The 16023-nt window shown below is 35.8% G+C and carries 11 protein-coding genes; 4 read left to right on the forward strand and 7 right to left on the reverse strand.

Annotation, left to right across the window (positions count from 1 at the left end; genetic code table 11):
* The first annotated feature begins 17 nt into the window (after positions 1-17).
* The 3 genes from GON26_RS00245 (at position 18) to GON26_RS00255 (ending at position 3996) form a co-directional block, all read left to right on the forward strand.
* Complete coding sequence (locus GON26_RS00245) at positions 18-956, forward strand: alpha/beta hydrolase (RefSeq protein ID WP_230407869.1); 939 nt, start codon at positions 18-20, stop codon at positions 954-956.
* 277 nt (positions 957-1233) lie between these two features.
* Positions 1234-3318 carry a tetratricopeptide repeat-containing sensor histidine kinase gene (locus GON26_RS00250; protein ID WP_230407870.1) on the forward strand — a complete coding sequence of 695 codons (2085 nt, stop codon included), beginning with the start codon at positions 1234-1236 and terminating at the stop codon, positions 3316-3318.
* Positions 3319-3354: 36 nt separating this feature from the next.
* The gene (locus GON26_RS00255) at positions 3355-3996 is read left to right on the forward strand and encodes a response regulator (RefSeq protein WP_160372738.1); all 642 of its coding nucleotides are present in this window, start codon (positions 3355-3357) and stop codon (positions 3994-3996) included.
* Positions 3997-4288: 292 nt separating this feature from the next.
* On the opposite strand, the gene GON26_RS00260 is transcribed toward GON26_RS00255, so the two are convergent.
* The 7 genes from GON26_RS00260 to GON26_RS00290 form a co-directional block, all read right to left on the reverse strand.
* Positions 4289-4798: a hypothetical protein gene (locus GON26_RS00260; RefSeq protein ID WP_160372739.1), complete on the reverse strand. Its 510-nt coding sequence runs from the start codon at positions 4796-4798 to the stop codon at positions 4289-4291.
* Positions 4799-4806: 8 nt separating this feature from the next.
* Entirely contained in the window at positions 4807-6078 is a 1272-nt protein-coding gene (locus GON26_RS00265) for a BamA/TamA family outer membrane protein (protein ID WP_160372740.1), read from the reverse strand.
* A 136-nt stretch (positions 6079-6214) separates the two neighbouring features.
* Positions 6215-7351 (reverse strand): acyltransferase family protein, encoded by a 1137-nt coding sequence (locus GON26_RS00270; RefSeq protein WP_160372741.1) that lies wholly within the window; start codon positions 7349-7351, stop codon positions 6215-6217.
* A 294-nt stretch (positions 7352-7645) separates the two neighbouring features.
* Positions 7646-8296, reverse strand: a complete 651-nt coding sequence (locus tag GON26_RS00275) for a DUF1349 domain-containing protein (RefSeq protein WP_160372742.1) — start codon at positions 8294-8296, stop codon at positions 7646-7648.
* 209 nt (positions 8297-8505) lie between these two features.
* Positions 8506-10722, reverse strand: coding sequence for a glycoside hydrolase family 3 C-terminal domain-containing protein (locus GON26_RS00280; RefSeq protein ID WP_160372743.1), 2217 nt, complete (start codon positions 10720-10722; stop codon positions 8506-8508).
* Between the two features lie 202 nt (positions 10723-10924).
* Positions 10925-12571 carry a DUF6377 domain-containing protein gene (locus GON26_RS00285; protein ID WP_160372744.1) on the reverse strand — a complete coding sequence of 549 codons (1647 nt, stop codon included), beginning with the start codon at positions 12569-12571 and terminating at the stop codon, positions 10925-10927.
* Between the two features lie 285 nt (positions 12572-12856).
* A complete protein-coding gene (locus GON26_RS00290; RefSeq protein ID WP_160372745.1) occupies positions 12857-15115 on the reverse strand; it encodes an acyl-CoA dehydrogenase family protein in 2259 nt (752 codons plus the stop codon).
* 555 nt (positions 15116-15670) lie between these two features.
* Between GON26_RS00290 and GON26_RS00295 the strand changes: the two genes are divergently transcribed.
* The gene (locus GON26_RS00295; protein WP_160372746.1) at positions 15671-15985 is read left to right on the forward strand and encodes a hypothetical protein; all 315 of its coding nucleotides are present in this window, start codon (positions 15671-15673) and stop codon (positions 15983-15985) included.
* The last annotated feature ends 38 nt before the right edge of the window (positions 15986-16023 follow it).

Raw genomic sequence — 16023 nt, forward strand, 5'->3', positions numbered from 1 at the left:
CTAAACCTCTATTAAAATTGAAATCACAAGCAAAAAACAATATCAAAAAATCCTTTTTCGTAACATTCCTTTTTTTCGCAGGACTATTTTCTATTCAGGCACAAAACCAGATTATTCCGCTTTGGAACAAAATTTCAGATGAAATAGCGGCTCCCAATTATCAGGAAAAGGAAATAATTACAGATGGTGTAGTAGAAAGTACCAGTATGGTGACAAAACCCACTTTGAGTGTTTTTTTTCCTAAGGAATTTAAAACCAATCAAACGGCTGTAATCATTTTTCCAGGTGGTGGATATTCGCACCTCGCTATTGACAAAGAAGGAACTAAAGTAGCCAAATGGCTCAACTCATTAGGCATCGTAGCTTTTGTTTTAAAATACAGATTACCAAGCGATTTGATTATGACAAACAAAACCGTAGGACCTTTGCAGGATGCCCAGGAATCTGTTCGCCTTGTTCGTTCAAATGCCGAAAAATGGAATATCAATCCGGAAAAAATTGGCGTTATGGGCTTCTCAGCCGGCGGTCATCTGGCTTCGACTTTGGCGACACATTACGACGATAAAGTATATGATACCAATAGCAAAACAAGTGCACGCCCTGATTTTTCGTTATTGATTTACCCTGTGATTTCTATGGAAAATAGCATCACTCATAAAGGATCACAAACCAATTTATTAGGAAATGAGCCAGCACAATTAGTTATTGATCAGTTTTCTAACGAAAAAAAGGTAACACAAAACACACCGCCAGCCTTTTTGGTTCACGCTACAGACGACACAGTGGTATTGCCGGAAAATAGCATCAATTATTATTTAGCACTTAAAAACAAAGGTGTTTCTGCCGAATTACATCTTTACGAAAAAGGTGGACACGGTTTTGGTCTTGGGGTGAATGATACCAGTAAATTCTGGACAAGAGAATGCGAGGAATGGCTAAAAAGTCATTCATTTTAAATATTCTTTTGGGTGAATATTACTTTGAATACGCCTTGTAAAATATCACAATTAAGTTCAAAATCAACAAATTAAAAGAAATATTTTTGATTCTTTTACAGTAATTTTGCGTTCTGTTTTTTTTATAACTACCCAAACTACAACACGTTAACATTGCTCATTTAAGTTTGAGTATGAACTATATTTTATGGCTTCGTATTTCGTAAGACTCTGTTTTTTAATATTCCTTTTATCTTTCTCTTTGCAGGCGCAAATAGAAAATAAAAAGAGTCATTTTATGCCTAAAAAAACGACTGGCTCCTACGAAGAAAAAAAAATCAAAGCCCTTTATTCCCTTTACAATAAAGGATTAGAGAAAGAAGCTTTTAACAAGGCGCATCAAATTTTAAAAACAACCAAAAACAACCGTACCATTTCTTCGGCAAATTTATTACTGGCTTATTATTTTAATAAAAAAGCCGTAATCGATTCTTCTATTTATTACACCTATCAATCGTTGAAATTTAATACCGTCGAAAATGATTCGCTCAAAATCAGATTGTACTCACTGGCCTATAACTTATTGGCTACCAATTATAAAAAAAGAGGTTTATTGGGCGAAAGTAAAAAATGGCACTTAAAAGGAATTGAAGTCTCGCAAAAATACAACGAAAAAAATCTATTTTACACACATACGCATGGTTTAGCTTTAGTTTACAGCGAATTAGGAGATTATAAAAATGCTTTGAAATTGTTTAAACAATGTTTGGCATATAAAGAAGATCCTGAGCTTATTTATGGAAGCTACATCAATATTGGCGATATATATTCGGCTCAAAAAGAATATGAAATTTCGAATCAATATCTAAAAAAAGCCAATATTTTATGCCAGCAGGAGAACAATCACAACTGCAAAGCCGTTATCGCCATTAGTATGGCTGGAAATTTTGAAGCTCAGCATAAAACCACTGAAGCCTTACGCCTCTATAACGAAGCCATTCTAATTGCGGATGAAAACGAATACAATCAAATAGCTCTTATTGCAAGGTTGAGCACCGGAAAGATTTACCTGGAATCGGAAAAATACGAAAAAGCAAAAACTATTTTTATTTCGGGTCTTGACAATGCATTAAAATTAGGCCTTTTACATGAACAGACTATTATTTATAAGGCTTTAAAAGATATCTATATCGCTCAGGATGATTATAAAAATGCTTATCATTACAACGATAAATATTATAAAATAAAAGATTCGATTACGCAATTACAAAATCAGAAAGAAATAAATGAGCTGGATGTAAAGTACAAAACATCTCAAAAAGAAAAAGAAATCAAAGTATTGCAATTTGAAAATGCCACTAAAAAGCTGACTCTGGAAAACCAAACCGAAGCCATTAAAAACATGCTTCTTCAGGAAGAAATCTCTAAAAAGATAAACGAAAACACGATTCTGTTTTTTCAAAATTCATCAGATAAAAAACGTAATGAAATTTCACTGCTAAAAAAAGATCAACAGTTAAAAGCGCTTGAAATTAGTCAGCAAAAAGAAACCAGAATCATCACGATAATCGCTTTTTTGTTGCTTTTGATTCCTATTACAGGACTTTTATTTCAATACTATAAACGTCTGAAAGCCCAACGCTTAGTCAATAGCAAACAAGCCGAAATAAGTTCGCAAAAAATTAATACACTCTTAAAAGAACAGGAATTAAAGCTCATTAAAGCCTCTATTAGCGGACAGGACAAGGAACGGAAACGCATTTCGCAAGAACTGCACGACAGCATTGGCGGAAGTCTGGCCGCTATAAAGCTTCAATTGAATCATGTTGCGAAATCAAATTTTAGCACTATCGACAGCATCAATAAACAACTCGATGAAACCTATCAGCAGGTTCGTAATTTATCGCATACTCTACTGCCTAAGAAATTCAGTAACAATAAATTCTGTGAGGTTTTACAGTCGTATTTTAACAATATCAGTTCTGCCAGCAAGTTACAAATAGACTTTCATACTTATCCTAAAAAGGAAATCAATGATATGAATGAAGTCATTCAGATTGAAGTTTTCAAAATAATTCAGGAACTTTTAACGAATACCATAAAACACGCAAAAGCAACCCAAATTGATATTCAGTTTAACCTGATCGAAAATGATTTGAATATTTTATTTGAAGATAATGGAACTGGTTTTGACACAGAACATTTTACACGCGGTATTGGTTTTATTAATTTAGAAAACAGAACAAAGCAACTTCAGGGTTCTTTTTTGATTGATTCAAAACTAAAAAGAGGAACTATAATTAATATTGAAATTCCCATTACATCAGATGCAAATACTATAAATGATGTAGAAAATGAACTTTACACAAATACTATACTCTAAGGAAACTGCGTTATCCTAAAATCTTTTCTTAACCCAATGAAAAAAATAAAAATTCTTATTGCTGATGATCATACGATGTTCCTACAAGGAATTATTTCGTTATTAGAAAATGAATCTACTATAGAAATTGCCGGAAAAGCAACAAACGGACTGGAAGCGCTGGAAATAATAAAAAAAGAAAGTATCGATGTCGTTATTTTAGATATTAGTATGCCTGAAATGGATGGTATTGAACTGAGTAAAATTCTAAAAAAAGAATACCCTGAAATAAAAATATTAATTGTGAGCACGCACAGTAATGTAAAAATTATTTCGAGGCTCATTCGGATTGGTGTTAATGGTTATTTGCTTAAAAACGCTGAAAAACTTGAATTATTAAAAGCAATTAATACCATCGCTGCAGGAAATAATTATTTTTCTGAAGAAACAGAAGAAAAATTCCTTTCGAACAGTATAAAAATTGAAAAGCAGGTTTCGACCTTAACCGAGCTTAGTTCCCGTGAAAAAGAAATTCTGGTACTTATTGCCCTCGAATACAACACTGCCGAAATTGCCGAAAAAACCTTTATTAGTTCGAATACCGTAAATACGCACCGCCGCAATTTATTATCTAAATTAAATGCAAAAAACACAGCAGGACTCGTTAAATATGCTGTCGAAAACGGATTGGTAGATTGATTTTAATGTTTTACAGCATTATATAATTAAGCTCGAACAATCTGGTCAAGTACCCCCAATACTTATTTATGATTATTCGAGCAATTACTAACAAGTTTTTATTAATAATCAGGTTTATGCAGCTTAACCTAAAAAACTATTTTTAATCCTGAATTATTATCTATAGATACTAAAACTCCAATATACATCCGGATATTGTATGGTACCTGAAACTTATTTTCGGACACAAAACTATAGATTATCTATCAACCCATACTCATTAAAAATAGTGATTTTTATACCGGATTATATTTTACAAATCATCGTCATCGTCATCCTCTGTACCGAAAAAATCATTTGGATTAAAAGGAATATCTTCATCCGGATCTTTATCACGGGCATTTACGCCAGGCGGATTAAATAATCCCCAACTGTCTTTGATATAATTCCAAACATCAAAACCAGCCACCCAATCTATAAACAATTCCCGAAACTCATCAATCGTTTCTCTCAGCAGCAGGATATAATCTTTGTCTTTTATATCCTCTTCAAAACGCAGACTTCCAGCCTGTACATATAATTCGCGTGCCGCTTTCCTGATGATGGCTGCATTCTCCATTCGTAAATCATATAAATCGCCTGCCTCGGCTCCGGCAATCTTTACGGGTATAATCATGGCATTTTCCATCATAAAACGCACTGTAGTTTCCTGTAGAAACTCATTATCAGCGGGTACAATGTGTACTAAACCCTCGGTAAGTTTAAAAATTTGTTCCGCCTTTTGGTAAATCGGCAAATTATAGGTTTGATCTAATTCTGACATATTCTAGTTTAAAAAGTTTCTCCTGCATTTAAATAAAATCCTTTTGATTTGCGCCCCCAGGCATAATCGACAATCAAATTCGTTTTGGTTGCTTTGTCTATCAAAATTCGTAAGCCAACTCCGGCAGATGGCTGTATGTAATCAAAAAGATGAACTGAAGCACTGGTATCACTTGCTGTGATAAAATTAGTAAAAACGGTTCCGCTAATCATCTGGTTACAGGTTATAGGAAATCTAAATTCGGCCGAAAGATAAATTAAATTGGAACCCCGAAATAAACCCTGTGTGTAACCTTCCCCACTCCTGCTGCGCTGGTCCCAGCCTATTGCCGGAAGATTCAGATAGGGAACTTTTCCTCTTGTTACAAACTGTCCGTAGGTCCAAAAAGCCAAAACATAATTATTATTTTTCTTCGAAAGGGGTACAAAATGACGATATTCTCCATACAAAACATTACTGAAACGCTGCTTATTAATCATCACAGGATTGAATCGGTAATTGATATTGGCAAACCAACCCCGACTGGCATTTACCTGATTGTCTCTGGAATCATGAACAAGATTAAAACTAAATCCGTTCAGGAAATACTCGGTATCACTAAAACCATATTTCTGGCTGTAAGTGTAATGATACGTAAATTTGCCATTCTCGACATCCAAATCTTTATCGCTAATATTCGAATACCAGTCCAGATTGATACCAGCTCCTATGTAATAATCCTTCTTAACTTCCCAGGACATGGTTTGGTGGAATTTAAAATAATTATAATCCATCGGCTGTTTGATATCCGAAATATCAAAATCTGAATCATTATTATGCGAGGGAATAATATTAGTGCTCAAACCGTAATTGGGCTGCGAAAACAAATACAACCGATAATCTCCGTTAAGAAAAATTTTGTTGTTTTTTAATAACACACTATTTTTCATATTAATCAGTAATTGGTCTTTGGTCGTATAAGTTATTCCTAAATTGACTATAGAGTACTTGTCTGTCGCTTTTTTTCCTTTAAAAGTATATTGTGCCACCGCACCATATACAAATCCTGTAGCAGGCTGAGAACCAATCACGGGAATAACAAGAAAAAAATCATTTTTTACAGGTTTTAAAACCAATACAGAATCTTTCTTTTTGAAAATTTCGAAAAGTGCTTTGGGAGGACAGGAAGTTGCTGGATCAGTTATCTCCTGTGCATAAAAAGTATTGGACAACAATACCATCAACCAAAAGCAGGCACTATCTTTTTGAATCTTTTTTATTTTAAAAAAAAGTACTTTCATAAAACAAGAGCAAAAACCTTACATTACATTCTTATATCAGTATTTAAAGTTAGACAAAAAACCTTTTAAAAACACAAAAAGGGATAGAACTTATGAAAGTTATCCCTTTTTTATAAAATGTATTCGTTCTTTTTATCTAAGCTGCTTTTTGTTTTTGAAATTTTTTCTGTAACCAGTTTCGAACCGGTTCATCGTATAATTTCAGACACAAATAAGCAATTACGATACTGGCTACCAGAAGTAAAGCCCCCATTCCGATTCCGTCTTCCAAAGAAACTTTATTATTTACAACCCAGGCTGTGTACCAATAAATTAAGGGATAATGTATAATGTAAATCGGATATGAAATCTCGCCCAGCCATTTGCATATTTTAGCCGAAAATGGATTTGTAATTTGTCCTCCGGCACCAATTGATACGATTAAAGGAAACATCAGAATGATACAAAACGATTCGTATAAACCATTCATCCATAAACTGTTTTCATCTCCAATTCTTGGAATCATAAGAACTGCTGTAATTAGCAGACTGCAAATCCAGAAAGCTCCTTTTACATGAATCAATTTCCCCATTCTATTCAATAAAATCCCTGCAAAAAACGGAAATAACAAACGTGTAAAACCGACATTCATTTGTTCCAGATTTAAAGACCAGCCGCCAATAACATCGCCTTTTGGACCCAAAACTGTATAATTAATCAGCATGGCAGCAAATATGAAAACAAAAACTGCCAGTACTTTGTTGGATAATTTTCTAAAGAAAACAGCATACAAAATATTGGCAATATATTCGAAAAACAAAGACCAGGCCGGACCGTTTAAAGGGTGCATTTCCGCCCAGCCTCTTATATCCATAGAAGGTGTCAAAGGTATAAGCGTACAGCCAATAAGCATAACCAACAACACTTTCCAAACCGGCATATCGCTAATCATAGGAAACAGTATATCCGAAGCCTGCAAATAATAAAACAGAGCCCCGATAATCGATCCCATAATTACCATGGGCTGCAAGCGAATCAAACGTCGTTTGTAGAATTCCCATTGTGTCATTTTTCCCCAACGATCATCATAGGCATACGCTACCACAAACCCAGAAAGCAGGAAAAAGAAATCAACCGCCAGATAACCGTGATTGATAATCTGCTTAAAGCGATTACCTCCGGTAAAGGCCTCGAAAACGTGAAAAGCAACTACTATGATAGCAGCAACTCCTCGTAATCCGTCTAAAATCTCGTAATGTTGTTTTGGTTTAATAGCATTAGAAACTGAACTCATAAAAATATTTTTTGGTGGTTAAAAAGGTTAGTTTAATTATTTTTGATTTGGGCTAAAGTAAGAATTTTATTAGTTATTATTATTTCTTTTTTATCTTTTTATTAGTTATTTAATATTCCCCCTTCATCCTTGTTTGTCATTCCGGAGGAAACCTAACGAAGTGGTTTTACGAATTAAATCTCTATTTCGTAACAATGATTAGCTGAGATTCCTCCGGAATGACAAGATTGTGGTTATTCCTGCAGAAAAATTATCTAATTATCTCATTTTCAAATTACCAAATTAGCAAATTCTCTACTCCTGATGATTTTTAAGCCATTCTGCTCTTCTTTGATCCGGCAGATGTTTTACAGTAAAATTTTCGAACTTCGCTTCAAAACCTTTTCCGTCCGGAGATGCTGCCATTAAACCTACCATAACCGGCGTGTTGTCCTGCAAAGGCGCATTTCTGGTTAATATATAAGTTTTATCATCATACGAAAAGAAAACTTCGATAGCATCTAATCTTCGTACTACTTTTATCCATACAAAAGGCGGTGCTTTGTCTAAAGTGGTCACACTCCAGTCGCTTTTGTCATGTGTTACGACAGTGCTTATGTTGAATTTACCATCCACAAATTCTACACCTGTTTTAATGTAATTTTTTTCATCAACACGTATCATAAGACCCATTTGGTCGAAACGGGCTTTATAATCGCCTGTCAGTTTTACTTTGGCTTCAAACTCACCACCGTAATTGGCATAATAAAAAGGAGCATCATCAACGGTAAATCCGTAATGCGAAATTCGCCAGTAATCGCTATTTGCCGTAACATTCATGATTAAAGCATTGTTTTTAATCTCCCATTTTTCAGGTTCATTAAACCACTGCATTTTGTTCAGGCTTTGCGCCGAAAGATTTTGTGCCAAAAATAAAACGATGGCACTCAGTACAATTTTTTTCATGTTATTTTTTTTTAGATTTTTTTATCCCGTTTGTCATTCCGTCGGAAACCTAACGAAGTGGTTCTACGAAGTAAATCTCTATGTTCAAAGATTTAGCAAATCTGAGATTCCTACGGAATGACAAGATTGAGGTTACTGCATTTTAAAAAAAATAAAGCTGCAACTTTTTACACTTGCAGCTTTACAAACCAACCAATATAAATATGATCTTATTGAAGTGAAAAACTCACTTTAGACTTAATATCTGTTGATGAAGCGCCAACAATAGCTTCAAAATCTCCAGGTTCTGCAACCCAGTCGTGTTTTTTATCATCAAAGAAACTCAATGCGGTTTTATCAACAGTAAACGTTACTATTTTTTCTTCTCCCGCTTTAAGCGAAATTTTCTCAAACCCTTTTAATTCCTTAATCGGACGAGGCAATGACGATTTTAAATCGCTGATATACAACTGAACAATCTCTGCTCCGTCTCTGCTTCCTGTATTTTTAACTTTTACCGAAAAAGTAATTTTATCACCAGCATTCATTTGCTTTTTGTCAGCTGTAACTTTTCCATATTCAAAAGTCGTGTAACTCAATCCGTGACCGAAAGAGAAAAGTGGCTTTGTTTTTTGTTTGTCTGCCCAACGGTAACCCACAAAAATTCCTTCTTTATAATTTACTTCGTCACCTCCTGGAAATTCTCCAAGCGCATGAGCTGCGTTATCATTTAATTTTACAGGAAAAGTAAAAGTCAGTTTTCCGGAAGGATTCACATCACCAACCAAAACATTCGCCAGAGCAGTTCCCGCTTCTGTACCTAAAAACCATCCTTGTACAATTCCCGGCACTTCTTTTACCCACGGCATTGCGACTGCATTTCCGGAAATATTTACAAAAACAATATTTTTATTTACTTTCGCCAATTCCGAAATCAACTGATCCTGATGGTATGGCAAAGCCAAATCTTTACGGTCATTTCCTTCAGCATCCTGATTATCACTTTTGTTTAATCCTCCAAAGAACAAAACAATATCAGCGTTTTTAGCCGCTTCTAAAGCCTCTTTTTTCAATTCGGCTGCAGAGCGTTTGTCTTCTAGACTTACTTTTGCAACTACTCCGTTATAACTGCTTGTTGGATCTCCAACATAACCGCGGGCATACACTACTTCGGCCTGATTGCCAATTCTTTTCTTTAATCCGTCAAGAGGCAAAACTTCGTATCTGGCTTTAAGTGAAGAACTTCCACCTCCAACTGTCATCATTTTGATTGCATTTTCTCCGATAACGGCAATTTTCTTTGTTTTAGACAAATCAATCGGAAGAATATTATTTTTGTTTTGCAAAAGAACAATTCCTTCTTCGGCAATTTTTAAACCTGCCTGAGCGTGTTCCTGTGTTCCGAAAGAACCAAAAGGTCTGTCTTTATTCATATTGGTTAAAAAAGACAAACGTAAAATACGACGCACTTTTTCGTCTAATTCTTTGGTTCCCACTTCGCCTTTTTTAATCATTTCAGAATAAGGCTTGGCCAGATAATAATTGTCGTAAGCATTGCTGGTTCCCCATGAAAGTCCGTTGGTCCAGGAACCAAATTCCATATCCAGACCATTATGAATTGCCTGCTTCGTATCATGAACTCCACCCCAGTCTGAAATTACGACTCCTTTGAAACCCCATTCGCCACGAAGAATATCATTCAATAAAAATTCATTATGACAACAATGCTGTCCTTTATATTTATTGTACGAACCCATAATGGCCCACGCATCACCTTCCTGAACTGCTGCTTTAAAAGCAGGCAGGTAAATTTCGTATAACGCACGGTCATCTACAATTACGTTTACGGCATTACGATTGGTTTCCTGATTGTTTAAAGCGAAATGTTTTACACAAGCTGCCACTCCGTTTGACTGTACCCCTTTAATATAAGGCACTACCATTGTTGAAGTTAAAAAAGGGTCTTCGCCCATATATTCGAAGTTACGACCGTTTAATGGTGTTCTGTAAATGTTTACACCGGGTCCTAATAGTACATTTTTATTACGAAAACGAGCTTCCTCTCCTATTGATTTCCCGTATAAAGACGATAATTCTTTGTTCCAGGTTGCGGAAAGCGCTGTAAGAGCCGGAAAAGCAATACAGGAGTCATTAGTCCAGCCAGCCTGATCCCATTCGTCCCACAGTACTTCGGTACGAATTCCGTGTGGGCCATCGGTCATCCAGTTTTCAGGGATTCCCAAGCGAGGTACGCCAGGAGAACTAAATTTTGACTGCGCATGAATCATGGCAATTTTCTCATCGGTTGTCATTCGCGAAAGCGCATCTTCTACACGTTCGCTTATTGGTTTTTTATCATCTAAATACACCGGAACTTTGCTCTGCGCATTCAGCCCAATCGAACTTAACAAAAGTAAAACAACTACCGTTTTAACATTTTTAAACATAACTATACTTTTTTTTTAGCTTTTAATAGAATGAAGATGCAGTGGTCAAAAGCATCTCCGAATAATATTGTAAAACTATAACGTTATAGCCTGCAGTTGATTTTCAAATTAAAAAAAGTAGTGAATTAAAAAATTAAATGATTAAATATCAATAAATTACAAAAATTTATACCCCAAAAAAAGTAGTAGATTTGAAATGTTTTTATTGATTTTTCAACGAAATTAAGCCAATTTTCACCACCATTTCTTCAAAATCATTACGGGAAACTACCGCTTTATTTCTGGCTCTGGTTCGGTAATTATAAATTGTGCTTAAAGAGTAACGAAGGAAAGCGGCAATTTTTACACTGTCGTTAATTCCTAAACGAATCAGGGCAAAAATTCGCAATTCGGTATTGAGGAGTTCGCCTTGTTTCAAAACGATTTGTTCTTCCGGAATTAGAAGCGCGTTGAAATCTTTCACGAAAGTGGGATATAAATTAAGAAAGATGATATCAAAATTCTTGTACAATTCTTCGAGTTCATTATCAACCAAAGTGGTTGATTTTAGCATTTTATAAATCTCGTCGAATTGTTTGGCTGTGGCTTTTTTATTTAAAATAATGCGGTAATTTTCGAGCTTATTGATGTACGTCGAACAAAGGTGAAAAAAGTGTGCAATATATTCTTCCTTGACATGATTCGATTCTGATAACTGTGCGTTTCGTTCCTGCAGCTGATTGTTGGTTTCGGAAATGTCTTTGTTTAATTCGGCTAATTTCTGGCTGGTTTCAAAAAGTTCTCCTCGAATTTTAGACACTTTCTTCATTTGCTTATAAACATAAATAACTGCCACAATCAAAAATATCGAAAGCAGACTGATGCACAGTAAAAACAACTGCAGCTTCGTTTTTTGCTCTGCTTCTCTTTCCAGATAAACCGTATTGATAATCGAATAAACCTCAGACATCAGCAAGGTTCTAAACTGCACATTACAATACAGTGCATCTTCAATGGCAGATTGTGTGAGTTTATACGCCATATCGACATCGCCATTTTCGTAAAAAATCATAGCCAGTTCCTGTAGCGAAGCATTGTCTTTATTGGCATTTTTAAGATCTGCCGTTGCCGAAAGCGCGTAATATCTTTTTCTTAATTCTAACTGATGTTTCGCATCGTAAATACTGGCAAAAAGATACGTAATCATCGCAAATTGCGGATCTGTTTCTTTGGTCTTTTGCAATAAAACCGTCAATTCCTTTTCGGCAAGAGCCCGTTTTCTGTCAAAAATATTCTTCTGAATCTGATTGATTTTATAATCCAGACTTGCCGGATTTAACACCCCTAATAAAGAATCACGGTATTTGCCAATTTGCTCAATATATTTTATGTTGACACTATTGGCATTATAATGCTCGAAAAACTCCCGATAAACAATATAATAATTAGAAAGTAAGGATGGCGATAAAAGTTTTTTGTTGATGCTTTTTAAAATGGCTTCAGACTCTCGGTATTTCCCGGAAGAAGAATATAAATTAGCCAATTGCAATTGTGCCAGATCTTTCAGTTCTTTCTTCTGAATTTCATCAGCCAGTTTCAGATTCTTTTTTACATATAAAATAGCCGAATCCGAATTGAATTTTTGGTATTCTGTATATAAAGTTTTATTGTAATTGTACTCCTGCTCTTTCGAAAAGTCAGCCGATTTTATTTTTTTGAAATTTAAAATCCGTTCTTCTTTAAGGTCAACATAACGTTGCTTATTGGACAGTGCATGATTTAATTTTGCTATAATAACTGCTGTACTATCCGATGCATTTGCTGGAAGATGAAGAAGAACAAAAAACAGAAACAGTAAATAATTTTTCAATTCAATAAAAATAAATGATGTTTACAAATATAATAAAGTAAGTGTTTGCGTGATACGTTAAACTATGCAAGCTACATTTTAAACCATATAAGTGATATAAGTGCTAAAAAATAGCCCACAGATGACACTGGTTGAACAGATAAAAACGAATTTTTTTTATTGTCTATGTAAATCACAATCTGCGATAATCCGTTAAATCCGTTTTATCTGTGGGCCATTCTCAATAGTAGAACCCATGAGCTATACCTAAAATAACTTATATCACTTATATGGTTAAAAAAAAAATCACACTGCAATAGGTGCTGCCAAACAGCTTTCCGGGATAGCAAAAGCATTCACCAGTGCCACCGCATCCGGTCTGATATCCCAACACAATTGGTTGACCATTTTACGAACGGCTTTTGTTTTTACGGCTTCCATATAACCGTCTTCCAGGTACCAGGCTTTGTTTTTTTCTATTTGCGAAAGCGCGTACAACTGGTTTAATTTGGTCAAAATTTCTTTGACTTTTACATCTTCAATGGTTTGAATGGCCAATTGAAACTGCTCCAAAACCACCCTTTCCAGATAAGCTTCCGCCACCTCTATCATTTGGTGCTGCACGACATTAAAAGCATCGTAAGCTTCTAACCCACCATCAATTAACTTTTTGATACGTCTTGCTGCTGAAGCCAGAATTGTTTTTTCTCTATGAATAAACGCCTGAAGATGAAACTGGCTGTCTAATAAATGCTCCTCATCGGTTTTGCGGGTTGCGATTGGGTTTTTCTCTGCAATGGCACTTTTAGCATTTTCATATACATAATTGATGATGCCGAAAGACCCCATTTCTCCAAATGCTTTTCGAAATTCAGAAAGACGGTTTTTAGCCACCAATTGCATCAACACCGTATTATCACCTTCAAAAGTGGTATAAATTTCGGTGTCGTTTTTTAGTGCGTCGATTCTGTTTTCAGACAAATAGCCTTTACCGCCACAAGCTTCGCGGCATTCCTGCAAAATATCTCTCGTGCTCCAGGTCGAATACGATTTCATTCCGGCAGCCAATGCTTCGATTTCCTGCATTTCCTCTTCGGTTCTGTTTAGGAAACGTTTCGTAAGATATTGCAAAGCAAAATGTACCGCGTAGGTTTTGGCCAATGACGGAAGCAATCGTCGCTGGTGCATTCTGTAATTTAAAATCGGAACTTCAGAACCGCCTTCAGGTCCAAATTGTTTTCGCTGATCACTATATCGAATCGCAATCGTAAGCCCTGATTTGGCAGCCGCCAAAGCCGAACGAGGAATCCCGATTCGTCCTCCTACCAAAGTGCCCAACATTGTAAAAAAACGTCTGTTATCACTCGGAATCGGACTTTCGAATTCGCCTTTATCATTCACAGAGGCAAAACGGTCCAGCATATTTTCTTTCGGAATCACAACCTGATCAAACGAAATCGTTCCGTTATCCACACCATTCAGTCCCATTTTATGACCGCAGTCACCAATGGTGATTCCGTCTAATGTATTTCCTTTTGTATCACGCAGCGGCACTATAAAAGCGTTTACACCATAATCGTGTCCGTCAATGATCAGTTTGGCAAAAACCGTTGCCATTTCGCCATGAACGGCTGCGTTGCCTATATATTCTTTTTGCGCTTTTTCGTGTGGGGTATGAATCGTAAAAGTCTGATTTTCGTGATTGTAAGTAGCCGTAGTTTCCAGCCCTTTTACGTTGGAGCCGTGATGGGTTTCGGTCATGGCAAAACAGCCCGGTATTTTGAGTGAGCCAATGTCCTTTAGATATTTTGCATAATGTTTTTCGGTTCCTAACGACTGAACGCTCATGCCCCAAAGCCCAAACTGAACACCAAATTTTATCACCAGACTCAAATCATGGTAACTCAGGGTTTCCATAATGGCAAAATAATCGGCTATGTTTTCTCCTCCGCCATATTGCTTTGGGTAGGCCATATTTCCTAAATTTTCGTGGGCCAAAATTTTGCACCAAACCAAAACTTTTTCTCTGTAAAAATCAATATCAGTGCCCGTTTCGTAAGCAAATTCCGGTCGGGAAATAATTGATTTTACTTTTTGGATAATAGGTGCCTGATCGCCATCCAGAAGTGTCGTTATTTTTTGAATATCAAAATGGCTGTCGGTTTGAGATGTGGCAGTAAAGGAACCGGTTTTAGTTTTAAAATTACTGATGGCTTCCTCGCCCAGGATTCCTAAATCATTCTCTAATTTAATAAAATCCGGCTCTAATGCCTCAATATTCATGTCTTTATCTGAAAGCGCCACCACAACATCAAAAATAGATTTTATAGCTATTTTATCGTCTATGCTTCGCTCTATGACCGTTTTCCACTCCTTTAAATCTTCTCGTGATGGCGGAGTGTTGATGTCTATTTTTGAAAGTAATAGCTGTTTATCTTCTTCCGAAAGCCAGTTTCTGGAAGCAATAAACTCTTTAAGGGTAGTAAATTCTTTTTGAGTTAAAAGGTCGTCTGACCACACTAAATAAAATAAAGGTATAAAGGCCTGGAGCTTAGAATTTTTCATAGTAAATCTTAAATTGTTTTGAAAATCAATTTCGTGGTAAACCTATTTTGCAAAAAAACAGGAATGAAAAATAATCATTCCTGTTGGAAAAGCCTGTTAAGATTCTGGTAATTTTATTTACAGCCGCAAACTTTTGAAGCAGTTTTAGATTGCAATCGGGGTATTTATCCTTTTTTGAGTTTACACAAAATTTTGTCCCGTCTCCCAAATTCGGTTGAATCCCTCAAAAACGTCAAATTTCACGTCAGCAACGTGAAACTTTACGTCGGCGATGTGAAATTTCACGTCAGGGACGTAAAGTTTCACGTCCGGAACGTGAAATTTCACGTCGGCGATGTGAAATTTCACATCAGCAACGTAAACGTTTACATCCAGAACGTGAAATTTCACGTCAGCGATGTGAAATTTCACATCAGGGACGTAAAGTTTCACGTCGGCGACGTGAAATTTCACATCAGAGACGTGAACCACGACGTTCAGCATGGTTTTTCTTATTCTAGGTTAAGTTTTAAAATAGTATAAAAGCATATATTTGTTACTATTAAACCACACGTCATGAGCAAACTCGAATTTATAATACTCGGAAAAAACCAACCCATTCTGGAAATTGTCGTTAGGCTTGTTAATGCCAATGAAAACTGGAATGCTGTAGGTTTTGGTGATGAAAATCTGGCACAAAAACATTTTCTGGAAAACAAAATCGATTTTGTATTATTGAGTTCCGGAATCGATGACGCTGTCGAAAAAGAGTTTACCCATTTTTGCGTCAAACACAATCCCGAAGTCGAAGTGATAGAACATTTTGGCGGTGGCAGCGGTTTGCTTCAATCTGAAATTTATGATCGTTTGCATAAAAAAGGAAAACTTTGAAAAATGTGAAATGATTTTTGTGAAATGTGAAATGATTT

It is taken from the genome of Flavobacterium hydrocarbonoxydans (assembly GCF_009789235.1).
Taxonomy (GTDB): Bacteria; Bacteroidota; Bacteroidia; order Flavobacteriales; family Flavobacteriaceae; genus Flavobacterium; species Flavobacterium hydrocarbonoxydans.